The organism is Flammeovirga agarivorans (assembly GCF_012641475.1).
Lineage (GTDB): Bacteria > Bacteroidota > Bacteroidia > Cytophagales > Flammeovirgaceae > Flammeovirga > Flammeovirga agarivorans.
The window spans coordinates 407,845-422,889 of sequence record NZ_JABAIL010000004.1; the positions used below are offsets into that span (position 1 = coordinate 407,845).

General features: G+C 33.4%; 13 protein-coding genes. 6 read left to right on the top strand and 7 right to left on the bottom strand.

Annotated features, from left to right (window positions below; all coding sequences use genetic code 11):
* The first annotated feature begins 27 nt into the window (after positions 1-27).
* Both ligA and HGP29_RS14555 read left to right on the top strand, forming a co-directional pair.
* Entirely contained in the window at positions 28-2,052 is a 2,025-nt protein-coding gene (gene ligA / locus HGP29_RS14550) for an NAD-dependent DNA ligase LigA (protein WP_168883148.1), read from the top strand.
* 1 nt (position 2,053) lies between these two features.
* On the top strand, positions 2,054-2,599 hold the full coding sequence (locus HGP29_RS14555; protein ID WP_168883149.1) for a DUF6913 domain-containing protein: 546 nt from the start codon (positions 2,054-2,056) through the stop codon (positions 2,597-2,599).
* Between the two features lie 58 nt (positions 2,600-2,657).
* On the opposite strand, the gene HGP29_RS14560 is transcribed toward HGP29_RS14555, so the two are convergent.
* From HGP29_RS14560 to HGP29_RS14570, 3 genes are all read right to left on the bottom strand, one after another.
* Positions 2,658-2,834, bottom strand: a complete 177-nt coding sequence (locus tag HGP29_RS14560; protein ID WP_066207506.1) for a histone H1 — start codon at positions 2,832-2,834, stop codon at positions 2,658-2,660.
* A gap of 157 nt (positions 2,835-2,991) precedes the next feature.
* Positions 2,992-4,236, bottom strand: coding sequence for an aminotransferase class I/II-fold pyridoxal phosphate-dependent enzyme (locus HGP29_RS14565; protein WP_168883150.1), 1,245 nt, complete (start codon positions 4,234-4,236; stop codon positions 2,992-2,994).
* A 196-nt stretch (positions 4,237-4,432) separates the two neighbouring features.
* The gene (locus HGP29_RS14570) at positions 4,433-5,431 is read right to left on the bottom strand and encodes a DUF6588 family protein (RefSeq protein ID WP_168883151.1); all 999 of its coding nucleotides are present in this window, start codon (positions 5,429-5,431) and stop codon (positions 4,433-4,435) included.
* 98 nt (positions 5,432-5,529) lie between these two features.
* Here HGP29_RS14570 and HGP29_RS14575 point away from each other — a divergent pair, with 98 nt between their 5' ends.
* The 3 genes from HGP29_RS14575 to HGP29_RS14585 all read left to right on the top strand — a co-directional run bounded on the left by HGP29_RS14575 (position 5,530) and on the right by HGP29_RS14585 (position 7,571).
* The gene (locus HGP29_RS14575) at positions 5,530-6,630 is read left to right on the top strand and encodes a hypothetical protein (RefSeq protein ID WP_168883152.1); all 1,101 of its coding nucleotides are present in this window, start codon (positions 5,530-5,532) and stop codon (positions 6,628-6,630) included.
* A 102-nt stretch (positions 6,631-6,732) separates the two neighbouring features.
* On the top strand, positions 6,733-7,143 hold the full coding sequence (locus HGP29_RS14580) for a hypothetical protein (RefSeq protein ID WP_168883153.1): 411 nt from the start codon (positions 6,733-6,735) through the stop codon (positions 7,141-7,143).
* 113 nt (positions 7,144-7,256) lie between these two features.
* A complete protein-coding gene (locus HGP29_RS14585) occupies positions 7,257-7,571 on the top strand; it encodes a hypothetical protein (protein WP_168883154.1) in 315 nt (104 codons plus the stop codon).
* A gap of 37 nt (positions 7,572-7,608) precedes the next feature.
* Here the strand turns inward: HGP29_RS14585 and rlmD are convergent, their stop codons facing one another.
* The 3 genes from rlmD to tamL are packed head-to-tail and all read right to left on the bottom strand — an operon-like array spanning position 7,609 to position 12,202.
* Positions 7,609-9,021: a 23S rRNA (uracil(1939)-C(5))-methyltransferase RlmD gene (rlmD, locus tag HGP29_RS14590; RefSeq protein ID WP_168883155.1), complete on the bottom strand. Its 1,413-nt coding sequence runs from the start codon at positions 9,019-9,021 to the stop codon at positions 7,609-7,611.
* Positions 9,022-9,033: 12 nt separating this feature from the next.
* A complete protein-coding gene (gene folK / locus HGP29_RS14595; protein ID WP_168883156.1) occupies positions 9,034-9,543 on the bottom strand; it encodes a 2-amino-4-hydroxy-6-hydroxymethyldihydropteridine diphosphokinase in 510 nt (169 codons plus the stop codon).
* A gap of 31 nt (positions 9,544-9,574) precedes the next feature.
* Positions 9,575-12,202: a translocation and assembly module lipoprotein TamL gene (tamL, locus tag HGP29_RS14600; protein WP_449401707.1), complete on the bottom strand. Its 2,628-nt coding sequence runs from the start codon at positions 12,200-12,202 to the stop codon at positions 9,575-9,577.
* A 119-nt stretch (positions 12,203-12,321) separates the two neighbouring features.
* Between tamL and HGP29_RS14605 the strand changes: the two genes are divergently transcribed.
* Positions 12,322-13,311, top strand: a complete 990-nt coding sequence (locus tag HGP29_RS14605; protein ID WP_168883158.1) for a M48 family metallopeptidase — start codon at positions 12,322-12,324, stop codon at positions 13,309-13,311.
* Between the two features lie 38 nt (positions 13,312-13,349).
* On the opposite strand, the gene dnaB is transcribed toward HGP29_RS14605, so the two are convergent.
* Complete coding sequence (gene dnaB, locus HGP29_RS14610; protein ID WP_168883159.1) at positions 13,350-15,029, bottom strand: replicative DNA helicase; 1,680 nt, start codon at positions 15,027-15,029, stop codon at positions 13,350-13,352.
* Between the last annotated feature and the right edge of the window lie 16 nt (positions 15,030-15,045).

Below are 15,045 nucleotides of genomic sequence, written 5' to 3' on the forward strand. Positions count from 1 at the left end.
CTAACTAAATTCACTTTATTAGGTTATATGCAAATTAACGATGCAGAAAAACGTGTAGAGGAGTTATCGATAACTCTACATGAGCTAAATAGAAAATATTATCAAGAAGGAGTATCAGATGTTTCTGACCAAGATTATGATCAACTCTTAAAGGAACTACAAAGAATCGAAGAAGAATTTCCTTCATTAGTCAAACCAAACTCCCCAACATTAAGAGTTGGAGGTGAGCCAACTAAGAATTTTGAAAACGTTGCTCACAATGTACCTATGTTGTCTTTATCAAATACTTATGATAAAGAAGATCTTTTAGACTTCAATGAAAGAACGATAAAAGATCTAAATGAAGATGTAGAATATGTTTGTGAGTTGAAATATGATGGTGTTGCTCTAAGTTTGACTTATGAAGATGGAATACTCGTAAGAGCTGTAACGCGAGGAGATGGCGTTAAAGGAGATGATGTTACAGCAAATGCTAAAACTATTCGATCAATTCCAATACAACTTAACGGAGATTACCCATCACAATTTGAAGTGAGAGGAGAGGTCTTTATGAGTAAGAAATCTTTTGATATCAATAATGAAAAAATTGCTATCGAAAATGAGGAAAGAATCAGTAAAGGCAATAAACCTCAACCCCTTTTAGCCAATCCAAGAAATGCAGCAGCAGGAGCTTTGAAACAACAAGATCCAAAAAAAGTGGCAGAGCGTAAACTGGATATGTATGTCTATGGAATAGTGACAGAAATTGAGGGGATAGATACACATTATGATGGCTTAGTGAAGCTCAAGGAATGGGGCTTTAACTTATCACCAACTTTCGAAAAAGAAAATTCAATTGAAGGTGTTTGGGATTATATTACTCGATGGGATAAAAAACGTCACGACTTGCCATTAGAAACTGATGGTGTAGTTATCAAAGTGAATAAAGAAGAGTTCCATAAAAAATTAGGTAATACGGCTAAAAGCCCACGTTGGGCTATTGCATATAAATATAAAGCTGAAGCTGCAAAAACAGAATTAGAGTTTGTTACTTACCAAGTAGGTAGAACAGGGGCAATTACTCCTGTAGCTAACTTGGCTGCAGTACAGCTAGCGGGAACTACTGTAAGAAGAGCTTCGCTTCATAATGCTAATGAGATTGCTAGGCTGGATCTGCATTATCATGATATGGTATATGTAGAAAAAGGTGGTGAGATCATTCCTAAAATTACAGGAGTTGATAAAACAGAAAGAAATGAAAAAAATAAGCCTGTTGAATTTATAACTCATTGTCCTGCTTGTGATACTGAGCTGATAAGGAAAGAAGGTGAAGCTCAACACTATTGCCCTAATAAGGAAACTTGTCCACCACAGGTTAAGGGGAGAATCCAACATTTTGTAAGTAGGAAAGCCATGAATATTGATTCAATTGGTGGAGAGACCATTGATCAATTGATTGGGAAAGGATTGATAAAAGATGTTGCAGATTTGTACCAATTGGATAGTGATAAATTATCAGTAATGGAACGTTTTAAACAGAAGTCTATTGATAATTTATTGAATGGAATAGAAGCATCGAAAAGCATTCCATATGAAAGAGTACTATTTGCTCTCGGAATTAGGAATGTTGGTAGTACTATTTCTGAAAAGCTTTGCGAAGCATTCCCAACAATAGAAGAATTGGAGAAAGCAACTATTGAGCAAATCTCTGAATTATATGATGTTGGTAATACGGTAGGCGAAGAGATTGTTTCATTCTTTGCTGTTGAAGAAAATAAAGCCTTAGTCACTAGACTACAAGAAGCTGGTTTGCAGTTTAAGCTTGAAAAGAAAAATACACTAGATACTTTAGAGGGCAAGTCTTTTGTTTGTACTGGTAAGTTCTATGAATTTTCAAGGAATGAGATCCATGATCTCATTAAGCTTCATGGAGGAACGGTTAAAACAAGTATTTCAAAAAATGTAGATTATTTAGTAGCAGGAGAAAAAGCCGGCTCTAAACTTAAAAAAGCTGAAGATTTAGGACTTCAAGTATTAACAGAAGAAGATTTCAAACAATTAATCACTGAGTAATATGTTAGATATTTTTAGAAACAAACTACTCGGACATAAGATCTCATCCACCAAAAAGGAGAGTGGAATAGAGCATAATAATGATTTACCATTTGAAGAATCTACTTCGGTAGGAGTTTTATTTTACATTAAAGATCTAGAACAATTAAAATCAACTCTAAATGAGAGTAGAATTATTGAGAAAATTTTACCAAAAACGGTAAAGAATCTTGAGATCATCTTCATTACAGAGGAGAAAAGGATAGATTTTGATGTTCCTTTTGAATATAAAATTATTCCACTTTCAAAGATAAATTGGAATAAGAAAAATGTTGAAAGTCATCTTCAATTATTTATCAAAAAGAAGTTTGATTATCTTTTTACATTCACATATGGTATTTCAAAGATCTTAGATCAGCTAGCCTACCAATCTCACTCAACTTGTCGGATTGCATTAGGTGAACATCAAGATGTTTCAGCATATGAAATGAAATTAAGTTACGATCAATTATCATTTACTGAAAGGATAAGAGAGAGTATCGATATTTTGAAAAAGATGCATAAATAAATAAAAAAGGGGTTGAATTTAGATTCAACCCCTTTTTTGTGAAAAGATCAATTTGGAATTAACCGTTGTTTTTGATCTCTTGGATTTCAAGACGGATATCTTGAGCAAGTTTTTTGATGTCTTGCATGTTTTTTCTAACACGAGTACCAGCAGCCGCTACTTTGTTGTTATAAAATTTTTGAGCGTCTTCTTCAGTTTGCTGGATAAGCTCTTTAAGTTCTGTGAATTTGTCCATTTTAGTATTTAATTTCTATCGATGAATTAAATTAAGTGTACCACAATTTATAAAATTTCTTTCAAATAGAACAACTTTTAGACATAAAAAAAGGATAAAAATCCGTTTTTTTAAACGAAATTTTATCCTTTTCTGAGTTAAATTGAATCTTAATTCCTTACGAGAATATTTGAGGTTCAGCATTTGCATACTCACCTGATTCTAATTTATGTTTCACAGCTTTGAAAGCACTGATTGTTTCCTCTACGTCTGCAATAGTATGTGTTGCTGTTGGGATTAATCTCAACATGATAACACCTTTTGGTACTACTGGGTAAACAACTACTGAACAGAAGATGTTAAAGTTCTCTCTTAAGTCCATTACCATGTTTACTGCTTCGTTCTGACCGCCTTGTAAGAATACTGGAGTAACAGGAGTATCAGTTAAACCGATATCGAAACCATTTTCTTTCAAGCTATTTTGTAAAGCAGTTGCTACTTCCCAAAGCTTATCTTTTAGTTCAGGCATTGTACGAAGCATCTCTAAACGCTTCAAGTTACCTTTTACTAATGGCATTGGAAGAGTCTTAGCGAAGATCTGAGAACGAGTATTGTATCTTAAATATTCAATCACTTGCTCGTCAGAAGAAATAAATGCACCAACTGAAGCCATTGACTTAGCGAAAGTAGAGAAGTAGATATCAATAGCGTCTTGACATCCTTGCTCTTCACCAGCACCAGCACCAGTTTTACCTAATGTACCGAATCCGTGAGCGTCATCAACTAACATACGGAATTGGTATTTATCTTTTAATGCAGCAATTTCTTTTAGTTTACCTTGGTCACCTAACATACCGAATACACCTTCAGTAATTAATAGGATAGCACCACCAGTTTCTTCAACTAATTTTGTCGCTCTTTGTAATTGCTTTTCACAGTTCTCGATGTCATTGTGAGGGAAAACAAAACGTTTACCTACATGCATTCTTAAACCATCAATAATACATGCGTGACATTCTGAATCATAAACTACTACGTCTTTTCTATCAAGTAATGCGTCGATTACAGACATGATACCTTGGTAACCGAAGTTTAAAACCATTGTATCTTCTTTACCTACAAAAGAACTTAACTCTGACTCAAATTCTTCGATTAAGTTAGAGTTACCTGACATCATACGTGCACCCATTGGGTAAGCTAAACCAAACTCTGCTGAAGCATCAGCATCAGCTTTTCTAATTTCTGGGTGGTTTGCTAGTCCTAAGTAGTTGTTTAAACTCCAAGTCAATACTTCTTTACCTCTGAAGGTCATGCGAGGAGCAATTTCTCCTTCAAGTTTAGGGAAAGCATAATAACCATGAGCCATTTTAGAGTGAGACCCTAGCGGTCCTCTATCTTGAAGAAGTTTTTCAAATAAATCCACGATATAGTCTATTTTAATGTTTGAAACATTATTCTATTTACAATCAAAATGTTTAGAGTATGGTAGTCTTTACACACCACATAAAGGGGCAAGAAACGCCATAATTCTAAACGCAGCTACAAAAATCGTTTATTTAGGCTTTAAAAAAAGCATTTATACGTTGCATTTAAGAATTCTTAACAAAATTTGCCTGCTTTTATTTTAATGTTAACCCTAAACCCGCATTAAACTGATGCGATTCGGCATAAGTGTAATCTCCATTTATGAAAACTAGACCAAATTTCAGCATTACACCACCTGTAAATTTCCATGCTTTAAGTTCATAAACATCGATGACACCTTCATCGGGTATATTTAATGTTTGATCTGTATTGTTCTCTAATCTATAATCACCTACAAGAGTAGTTGTGTTCTTACTATATACAAATCCTGTGCTTGCATAAATTGTGAGTAGGGGGAAGGTCTTAGAAATTATTGCTTCAAAATCTCCACCTCTAGTTTCAAATTCTAAATTCCCCGGATTAACAACAGGTGTAACGCCTGATTGATCTACCGGATATTTCCCTAGAGCTTCTGTATAACCTCCGAATATACTTAAATCAAAGGGGGATTTCTCTTTAAAGAACCATTGGATGATATTATGTTTTATTCCAGCTCCCCACATTCTCATAACAATTCCATTGTATTCTACTTTAGGAAATAATCTTCCTAATAATTCAGTATTCTTAAATACACCTAGACCAAACTTAATTGTAGGCAGTACTGCAAAGTCAATATTTACACCTTGAGTAGCTGGAATAATGGCTTCAGTGCCATCATCGTTTTTTACACCGATTACAGAAGTATTAGTATTTGACCCGAAGAAGGTAGGTAAACGATTTGTACCGGAAATCACTCTAACTCCTTCTAAATCATCTACTGTATAGTATAATTGTTCGGGAGCTAATAATATAGCAGAAGTTCCAATACTTAGATCGAAACCAATAGGTCTATGTGGTCGAGCAGTGTGATTCCATCCTAAACTAATTGCCCAAGCATAACTTTCAGATAGGGGTTGAGTATACCTTCTGAAAAGTTCTAAACTGGTATTTTGAGCATTTTGTCCCTCTGTTGAGAATAAAGATAAAATGTCTTGAGAATAGGATGAGTGATATAAATTAAAAAATAGAAATATTGAAAGTATATATCTTTTCAAAATAATGATTTTAGAATATTCAATACAATATAAATATTCTATTTAAACATTGATACAATATAATTGTATTTATTGATTATAAGTTGCAACTTGCAACTATGCAATTAAATGAATTAGAACAAATAGAACTTGAATTTGAGATATTAATTCAAAAGGATAGGAGAAACTGGCTAAGAGTAGCAAAGTTATTGGATAGAATTGAATCTGCTGAACTTTATAAGTTAAGAGCAAGATCATTTACTGAATACGTTAAAAGCTTGGCTCAGAAAAATGGTATTAATATATCCACCCTCTGGAGAGCAAGATCTGGTGCAAAACTGTATATGGAAATTCTAGGTTATTCCGATATTACAGAAATGGATGAGTCTATTGTGAAAACTACTCCTGAGCAACTTGAAACTTTTAGTAAGGTCAGAACCATCGCTCCGTCTAGAATTGTCGAAGAGGTGAAAAATAAGATGATTGAGGGAGCTAATATGCGTCATGAATTAAGGGAGTTATGGAATATTTATAGACCATTAAAAGGAGGGAAGACAGAAAGAGGTCGAAAAAAAGATGAACCTATAGCTTTAGATGACAAGGCCAACAAAAAGCAATTTGTTGTTCCTTATGATATGCCATCATCGAAAAAGAATGAACATGTCAAGACCAATACAATGGATAAGTATTGGGAAGATCTGAAGAAGATGGAAAAGTATAAGTTATCAAGCGAAAACGTTGCAAGAGCTAATATTATCAATGCTTTAAGATCAGAACAATGGTTAGCAAGAACATTTAACGTTGATTTTACTTCCAAGTTTGAACACCTGATTGCGTTTCAATTAGCTGCTTTTACCGAGATTAATATTTTATCATTGGTTCGACCTAAAAAAGAATCAGCAGAAAGACCACAAGTAGTTGGAGTTGAAGTGATTACAGAGTTATCTGATTTTCAGAAAAATAGACAGAAAATAATCAAGAAAAGTGCCTATTGTGATTATTTCTATATTGGTATTCCTTTAAATACTGAATACATTGATGCTGCTCAAAATTTTATTAGTAAGTATGAAAATATCGGTATTATCTGTGTCTCAGATCAAATTGATGAAGATACTAAGCATGAATGGAAAATAGTTGAATTAGCTAAAAAGACACCTTTAACTATTCAGAATGAATACATTATTATGCAAAAATGTATGGAAAGGCTCCTTGGGTGGTAATAATATAATTTATGTTATGTTAAATAGTGTTTTATTTTATTACATATATATCTATCTTCATACTCTACTACATGATCTCTTTATAATAATCAAAATAGCTAAATGCAGACTATTCATCAAACAGCAGCTCATCTTATTCAATTGGACGAAGAAAATCAAATCATAATTAATTCTTGGTTTGATATAGATACTTCTATGTTAACTGATGAAGAATATAAAAATGAAGTGATGATATGGATTGATCTTTTCAAAAAATATAAACCCACTTATTGTATAACTGACCTTCAAAACTTCAACTTCCAGATTAGTGTCGCTACCCAAGAATGGTCCTCTAATTTCGCAAGAAAGGAATTAGTCAAAAGTAACATCACGAAATATGCATTGATTGTAAGTCAAGATTTCCTTTCTCAAGTAAGTGTGGAAAATATCATTGAAAACTCAGGTGATTACTTAGGTTATGATTATCAATACTTTATATCCATTGAAGAAGCAAAAATGTGGCTTCTCTCCTAGTTGATTTCTGTTAATAATTTTATTAAAAAAATTGCATATTTTACTTGATAAAGTAACAATGTTACATTATAATTGTGTTAGTCAATTAATTATCTAATAAATATTACTCTCAAATGAAAAAGCTATTTTTTGTATTTCTAACTTCTACCCTCTTGTTCCTGTCGATCTCGCACAGTACTAATGCTAACAACGAAAAGAGAATCATAAAAACTAATACTGTGAAAGTCGAGCAGATTATCATGACCATTCAATATGGAGATGGTTTCTTTACACTTACTAGAAGGCTATTTACTGCAATTGGCTTAGACCCCACTTCAGTAACTTGGAATCATGTACTTCTTCTTAAAACGATTTATGAAGAACAAAAAGGATATGAAACTTTAAAGGTGGGTGAAAAATTCGTTATTCTAAAGTCTGATTTTATTTAAGAAAAAAGGTGATCAAATAAATGATCACCTTTCTTTTTTATCTTAATTCTAAAGCTACTACATTTTCCACATGATATGTTTGTGGGAACATATCAACCGGTGTTACTTGAGTGACTTTATATTTTTCATCTAAAAGTGCAAGATCTCTTGCTTGAGTAGCAGGATTACAACTGACATAAACTATTCTTTTTGGTGTTACCTCAAGAATTTGTTTAATCACATCTTCATGCATTCCAGCTCTTGGAGGGTCTGTTATAATTACATCAGGTTCTCCATGTTTTTTAATAAAGTTTCTTGTAAGGATATCTTTCATATCTCCTGCAAAGAACTTACAATTGTCGATACTATTTAGCTCAGAGTTTTTCTTTGCGTCTTTAATAGCATCTTCAACATACTCAATACCAATCACTTCTTTTGCTTTACGAGAAACAAATTGAGCAATAGTACCAGTACCTGTATATAAATCGTAAACTCTTTCTTCACCTGTTAAATTGGCGAAGTCTCTAGCTACTTTATATAAAGTATACGCCTGTTCAGAGTTAGTTTGATAAAAAGATTTAGGACCTACTCTAAATCTAAGGCCTTCCATCTCTTCTTCAATATACTCTTTGCCATTGTATACTTTAAAATCTAGATCCTGATAGCTGTCATTTTTCTTTTGATTGATAACATATAACAAGGATGTGATTTGTGGAAACGTGTTTTTTAGATGCTCCATAAACCCATCTATTTGTTCTTGATTGTCATCATAGAACTGTACCATAACCATCAAATCTTTTGTAGAAGCAGTTCTGATGATTAAGTTTCTTAATAGACCTGTATGTTCGTAATGATCAAACGTTGTAAGATCATTTTCCAAGATATATTTATAAGCTTCTTTTCTGATTTCATCTGCTGGTTCATTTTGTAAGAAACAGTCGTTTAGATGAAGTACTCTATTCCACATACCTGGAAGGTGAAGACCAACACCTCTTCTTTCGATATTTTCTCCACCAGTTTCCATTTCTTCTTTTGTCAGCCAACGACTAGAAGTAAATGTGAAATCCATCTTATTTCTGTAGTTCTTTGTCTTCTCAGAACCAAGGATTGGGTTGAACTTTGGTAATTCTATTTTACCGATTCGAGACAATTGATCTTCCACTTGTTTATGCTTGTAATGCAATTGCCATTTGTAATCTAACATTTGCCATTTACAACCACCACAAAGCCCAAAATGCTCACAGAAAGGCTCAATTCTCTTATCTGATTGACTATGGAATTTAATAGGTTTAGCCTCCATATATGACTTTCTCTTCTTTGTTACTTGAAGGTCACATACGTCGCCTGTTACTGCTCCTGTTACAAAGACAGTCATATTATCTTCTGTTTTTGCTATAGCTTTTCCTTCAGCTCCAACATCGATAATTTCTATATTTTCTAAAACTATGTTTTTTTTCTTTCTTCTTCCCATCTTGAAATAAGATTAATAAGTAGGATGATTTGTTTCCTTTACCAATTTTTTGACCTCTAAAGGATCATCGCACTGCAAAAGTAAATCTCTAATTGACAGATTTAAAACTGGATGTATATAGTTATGTAAAATTTCTGTTAATGGTTCTAATGTAAAACGTCTCTCTTGAAGCCAAGGGTGTGGAACTTTTAAGTTCTCTAGATCAATGATATCATGATTGTAAAAAAGTATATCAATATCGATGATACGAGCACCCCATTTTTCTTTTCGGACACGTCCTAATTTATTTTCAATATCTTGTGTGATATGTATTAGATCATCAGCAGAAATACCTGTTTGTACTTCTACAACTTGATTTAGATATGATGGTTGATCTTCCTTTCCCCAAGCATCTGTTTCATAAATACTAGAGATTTTTGAGATTTCACCTACACTATTTTTCAATTCTTCTACAGCATTTGCCATAGTAGAAAATTTATCTCCAAGGTTTGCACCTAATAATATTACAACGCTATTTGTCATATTTCTATAATTAGGTTGCAAAAATAGTGAATTAGAATGGATACCCTATACCTATATTAAATTCTGTTGTGCCTTTTCCGAAAAAATTATATCCTGCAACAAATCTATCCCCTTCTTTTCTTGCTGGATCATAGATTTTTGTACCGATATCCAATCTTACTAATAAGAAGGAGAAGTCCATTCTGGCACCGAAGCCTGCACCAATTCCAAATTCCTTCCAGAATCGACTAAATTCAAAGTTGCCTCCTGGTCTAGTTTTATCTTCTTCAATCAACCATACATTTGTTGCATCAATAAAGAATGCCCATTGGAAAAGCCTAGTGATTTTGTAACGCCATTCAGCATTTAATTCAATAATAATATCACCTGGTTGTTCATAGCTATAATCGAATGTTCCATTTTCATTTTGTGGAGGTGTATAAGAACCCGGACCTAATCGTCTTGGTCTCCATGCTCTATTACTATTACCACCACCTGAGAAAAAATACTTTTCATAAGGTAAGGCATCCACCTCGCCATATGATTTAGCAATACCCATATGTATTCTTGAAGCAAAGAAATGTTTCTTTTTCTCACCAATAGGAACAACCCTTCTTAAGTCATAATACAATTTGTAAAACTTATAATAACGTAGACCATAGATGGATCCTGGTTCACTTCCCGTCCATTGATTAACAAGGTCTAGTGCATTACCACCAATCTCTCCATAAACTTTTATGTAAGATGATTTTGAAGAACTGGTGATGTACTCTCCTCTCATTCTCGAAACTCCCAAGTGCATACTTGATACAAAAGAATTGTCAAAAGAATAGTGTAATGTGTTTCCTTGTTCGGCAAGTTGTTGTAACCTAATTCTGAATGGATTACTTAAAAATGGTGTATTGATTACATTCAAGTCCGCTAGCGATAATTCAAATAGATCATCTTTTCTATTTCTCCATTCATAACCAAACTCACCTTTCAAATTTAATCTGGTATATTCAGGTCTACTTACATAAGCAACATCACCAATTATATTGGTTTTTGCAGTACGATAGTAGTATAAATCATTCAGCTTAGATGAAAAAGGTATTAGTGGTCTAGGTATCTTAAGAATAGCACTTAAACCATATTCAGTACCATTATAAATGTCATTTGTTGTTTCAGCAACACTAGCCTGAGCTTCTAAAGAAAAACGACCTCTGAATTCTAAAGACTCCGCACCCTTAAATATATTTCTTGTTTTTAATGAGACACTAGCAAATGGACCTGGTAAAGATCTACTAACATTTAGTCCTGTTTCGAACGCATACTGATACTTATTAAATGAACTGGTATAAATCAATGCATTTAAAGAGTCACTGCCTTGTTTTACATATTCGATATTGACGAATTTAAAAGCATCCATCTGACTCAAGAAAAAACGAGTGTCATTAGTTAGCGATTCATTGAAAGGTGTGGTTTCTTTTAATGCCAACTTCCCGTTTAGAATTTTTTCTTTGTATTTCTTTTTATGCTCAACATATGTAATAGACTCATAATTTGTAGTATCAGCTTCTGATTTATCATTAGGATCAGTCTCAACGTAAATGTCTTTTACATAATACTTTGTATGTGCTTCTTTATCAGCTGGTGAATCAATAATGATTTTAATATCAAGTTTACCATGTTGATGATTTGTATCGACCTCATATTTAATATAAGAGCTATTAAAATCGAAATATCCGTTATCCCTTAAAAGCTTATTTATTCTCGCTCTTTCTTGCTGAAGTTTTATTTCGGAGTACTTCCCTTTTACTTTCAAATAACTTTTTTTATTAAAAGTAAGGATCTGATTATACACTGCTTTGTCTTTTACATCATAAGCAATTTTATTAATCAACCATTGCCTTTTTTCATCAACAGTATATGTCTCTCTAATAAAGGGATAAGTACTATTTTTTAAGGTATCGAATTCCAAGGTTACAGAGGCATTTAAGAACCCTCTTTGAACAAGTGCTCGCTCAATACTTCTTGCATTATTTTCTGATTCGTCCTGATCAAAATAACTAGGAGGCTCTCCTGCAGATTTCATCAACCAGTTCCCTTTTTCAACTCTTTCCGTGAGTTTATCAGTTTTCGAAATAGATTTAGACTTCAGTTTTCTTAGCTTACGAATTCCTTTAACTGAGTCTTTGATACTTTGTTTTTCAAGTTCATGAATATCCTCATAGGAATCATAGAGATCTTGAGTGTATAAATAATTTAGGCTATCTCTGTTTATCTTGATTTGTTTGGTTAACTCTTTTTCCCTTGCAGAAATTAGCGTTTCCCAATATTCAGTAGCGTCAACTAATTTGATACTATCTTTAGAATAATTTTTCACGTAATACTTGTAACCTCTTTGATAAGCATACAAAGGAATCCTCATTTCAGTACCTAAGAAAGTACGGTTAGGTTTTTTCCTTATTATCGATTCCAAAGAAGATTTGTCAGTGTATTTAACCCCTTCTAATCTCTGCTTTACCAAAAGACTTTTATCCTGTTCCAACTCTTTGTAAGAAACACAAGCTGACAGGAAAAATAGTGAGAAAAGTAATATCGTTTGACGGTAGTTAAACAACTCTATTGAAAAATTATTACTAATAAAAAGTGATCTATCAAAACAAATATACTCTATTCTAAAGTATAACAAAGACAATTATTCTGATTAGATATATGATTTTTAAACATGATTGTCTTTCTCAGATACTTATAGATTTCTTAGTTAATTTCTTTCGTTGTATCTTGTTTATAACTTCATCTATCAACGATTAACTTATGGCAAATCAAAGTTTAAAAATCAGAAAAATACATTTCAAAAATATAAAGGCCGCTGCCTGGGAACATCCTGTAGATAAAGTAGCCTTAAAATCACTCAAAAAAATAAAAGGGTTAGATACAGTTGTAAAATTTGTGATAAGTAAATCAACTGAAAAATCTCTTCGAATGATGACGCTAGCTTCATCCGTAAGATGTAACGAAAGACAATTCCCTAAAATATATCAGTTATTAGTTGAATGTTGTCAAATACTAGACGTTGAAGTTATTCCTGAGATTTATGTATCTCAAAGTCCAATTTTAAATGCTGGAGCCTTAGGGGTAGAAAATCCATTTATCATTCTTAACTCATCGATTTTAGAGACATTTAATGATGATGAGATACAGGCTGTTATAGCACATGAATTAGGACATATACTTAGTGGCCATGTTTTGTATCATACTTTACTTAGTATTCTTTTAAAAGTCTCTGTCGTTGATTTAGGTATTCCATTAGGAAACACAGCCCTATTGGGGATAATAGCGGGATTAAAAGAATGGCAACGGAAAAGTGAATTATCTGCTGATAGAGCAAGTTTATTAGTTACGCAAAACCCTGAGACATCTATAAATTTATTAATGAAGACGGCTGGTGGCAACCTCATTGATCAAATGAATTTAGGTGAATTTCTCCAACAGGCAAAAGAGTATGAAGAGAGTAATACAATGCTTGATAATACTCATAAATTCTTCAATACTATTTTCGAAACTCACCCATTCCCTGTTTCAAGGATAAATGAATTGATGAAATGGGTACAAAGTGGAGAATATGATTTAATACTGAATGGTAATTATAACCTAGAAACGGATATTAGTTATGATTCAAAAGAAGCGAAAGAAAGCTATTATGATGATTTTAACCAGATGTCTCAACCTTTTGTAGAAACAGCAAAACAAGCCTCTGATTACATCAAAAACCTTTATCAAAATCTGAAAGATAAAGAAGAATAAAAAAAGCCTCAGTAATACACTTACTGAGGCTTTTTTTATTAGAATGGTGGTTCATTTGATGGTGGTGGCGGAGGATTATTTTCATCCCTATTAATCTTTGAAGGTAACGTTTGGAATTGTTGACCTTCATCTTGATTATTGCCTCCAAATGAATCTCCCATATCTAGGTCTGGAGGTAATGCATTCATCTGATCAAAAGTTACCTCTCCACTTTGCATATTAGATTGCATTGGAGGAGCACCTGCAAAGCCACCCATATCCATTGGCATGATGTCATCTCCCATAAATGAACCATCTTCCCAATCAGTAAACTTAGTATATTGACCAATAAATTTAAGGCGAACATTCTCCAAACCGCCACTACGGTTTTTAGAGATAATAACTTCACCCATACCTTTTGTAGAGTTTCCTTCTTCGTCCTCATCAAGACCATAGTATTCTGGTCTGTATAAGAACATAACCATGTCAGCATCTTGCTCAATCGATCCAGATTCACGAAGATCGGATAATTGTGGTCGCTTATCTCCTCCTCTAGTTTCAACGGCACGAGATAATTGAGACAGTGCGATAACAGGTACATTTAATTCTTTTGCAACTTGCTTAAGAGATCGTGAAATAAAGGCAATTTCCTGTTCACGGTTACCTTTAGATTTACTATCTCCAGCACTCATTAATTGAAGGTAATCAATTACAATTAATGAGATATCATGTTGTGCTTTTAGACGACGACACTTTGCTCGTAATTCAAGTACGGTAAGTGCAGGAGTGTCATCAATATAAATTGGAGCTGAAGAAAGACTTGCTGTTTTGTCAACTAAGCGTCTCCATTCTTCATCTGTTAATTGTCCTTTTTTAAGTTTCTCACTTTCCAATTCAGCTTCAGCAGATACTAAACGTTTTACTAACTGTGCCGCTGACATCTCAAGAGAAAATATTGCTGTACCTTTTCCGAAACCTATGGAAGCATTACGACAAGCAGATAAAATAAATGCCGTTTTACCCATGGCAGGACGGGCTGCAATAATAATTAAATCGGAAGGTTGCCATCCAGATGTCACTCTATCTAAACCAGTGAAACCAGAAGGAACACCAGTCATACCATCTGTGTTGTCACGAAGTTCTTCTAGTTCTAGGAAAACTTCTTTAACAACCTCGTTCATGCCTACATAATTTTTTCGGACATTTTCTTCAGAAACCTCAAATAATGAGTTTTCCATTTTATCTAAAAGTTCGAAAACATCTGTAGTATCATCATATGCTTTTAATTGAATTTCATTAGAAACATTTATCAATTTCCTTTTAATGGAATATTCCTGTAAAATTCTAGCATAATGAAGTACGTTGGCTGATGACGTTACATTCTGAGTAAGACGAGCGATATATGATACTCCTCCTACTTTTTCTAATTCACCAGACTTACGTAATTCTGTCACAATTGTCATCGCATCCACCGGTTCTGATCGGTTGAAAATACCTACAATTGCATTATATATAAATTGATGGGCTTCTCTATCAAAAGAATCCGCCTTTAAAACTTCAATAACTTCGTTCAAGGCCTCTTTTTCCAAGATTAAAGCACCTAATGTGGCACGCTCTAAATCATGATCACAAGGTCTTTTCTTGGCATTCATAAGGTCTAATCCAACGGGATCGGGAGTGTTATTACCGAAGGCCGATTGAATTAAACTACTTCTTGAACTGTTTGGTTTATTATCCATTTTACAAAATTAAGCA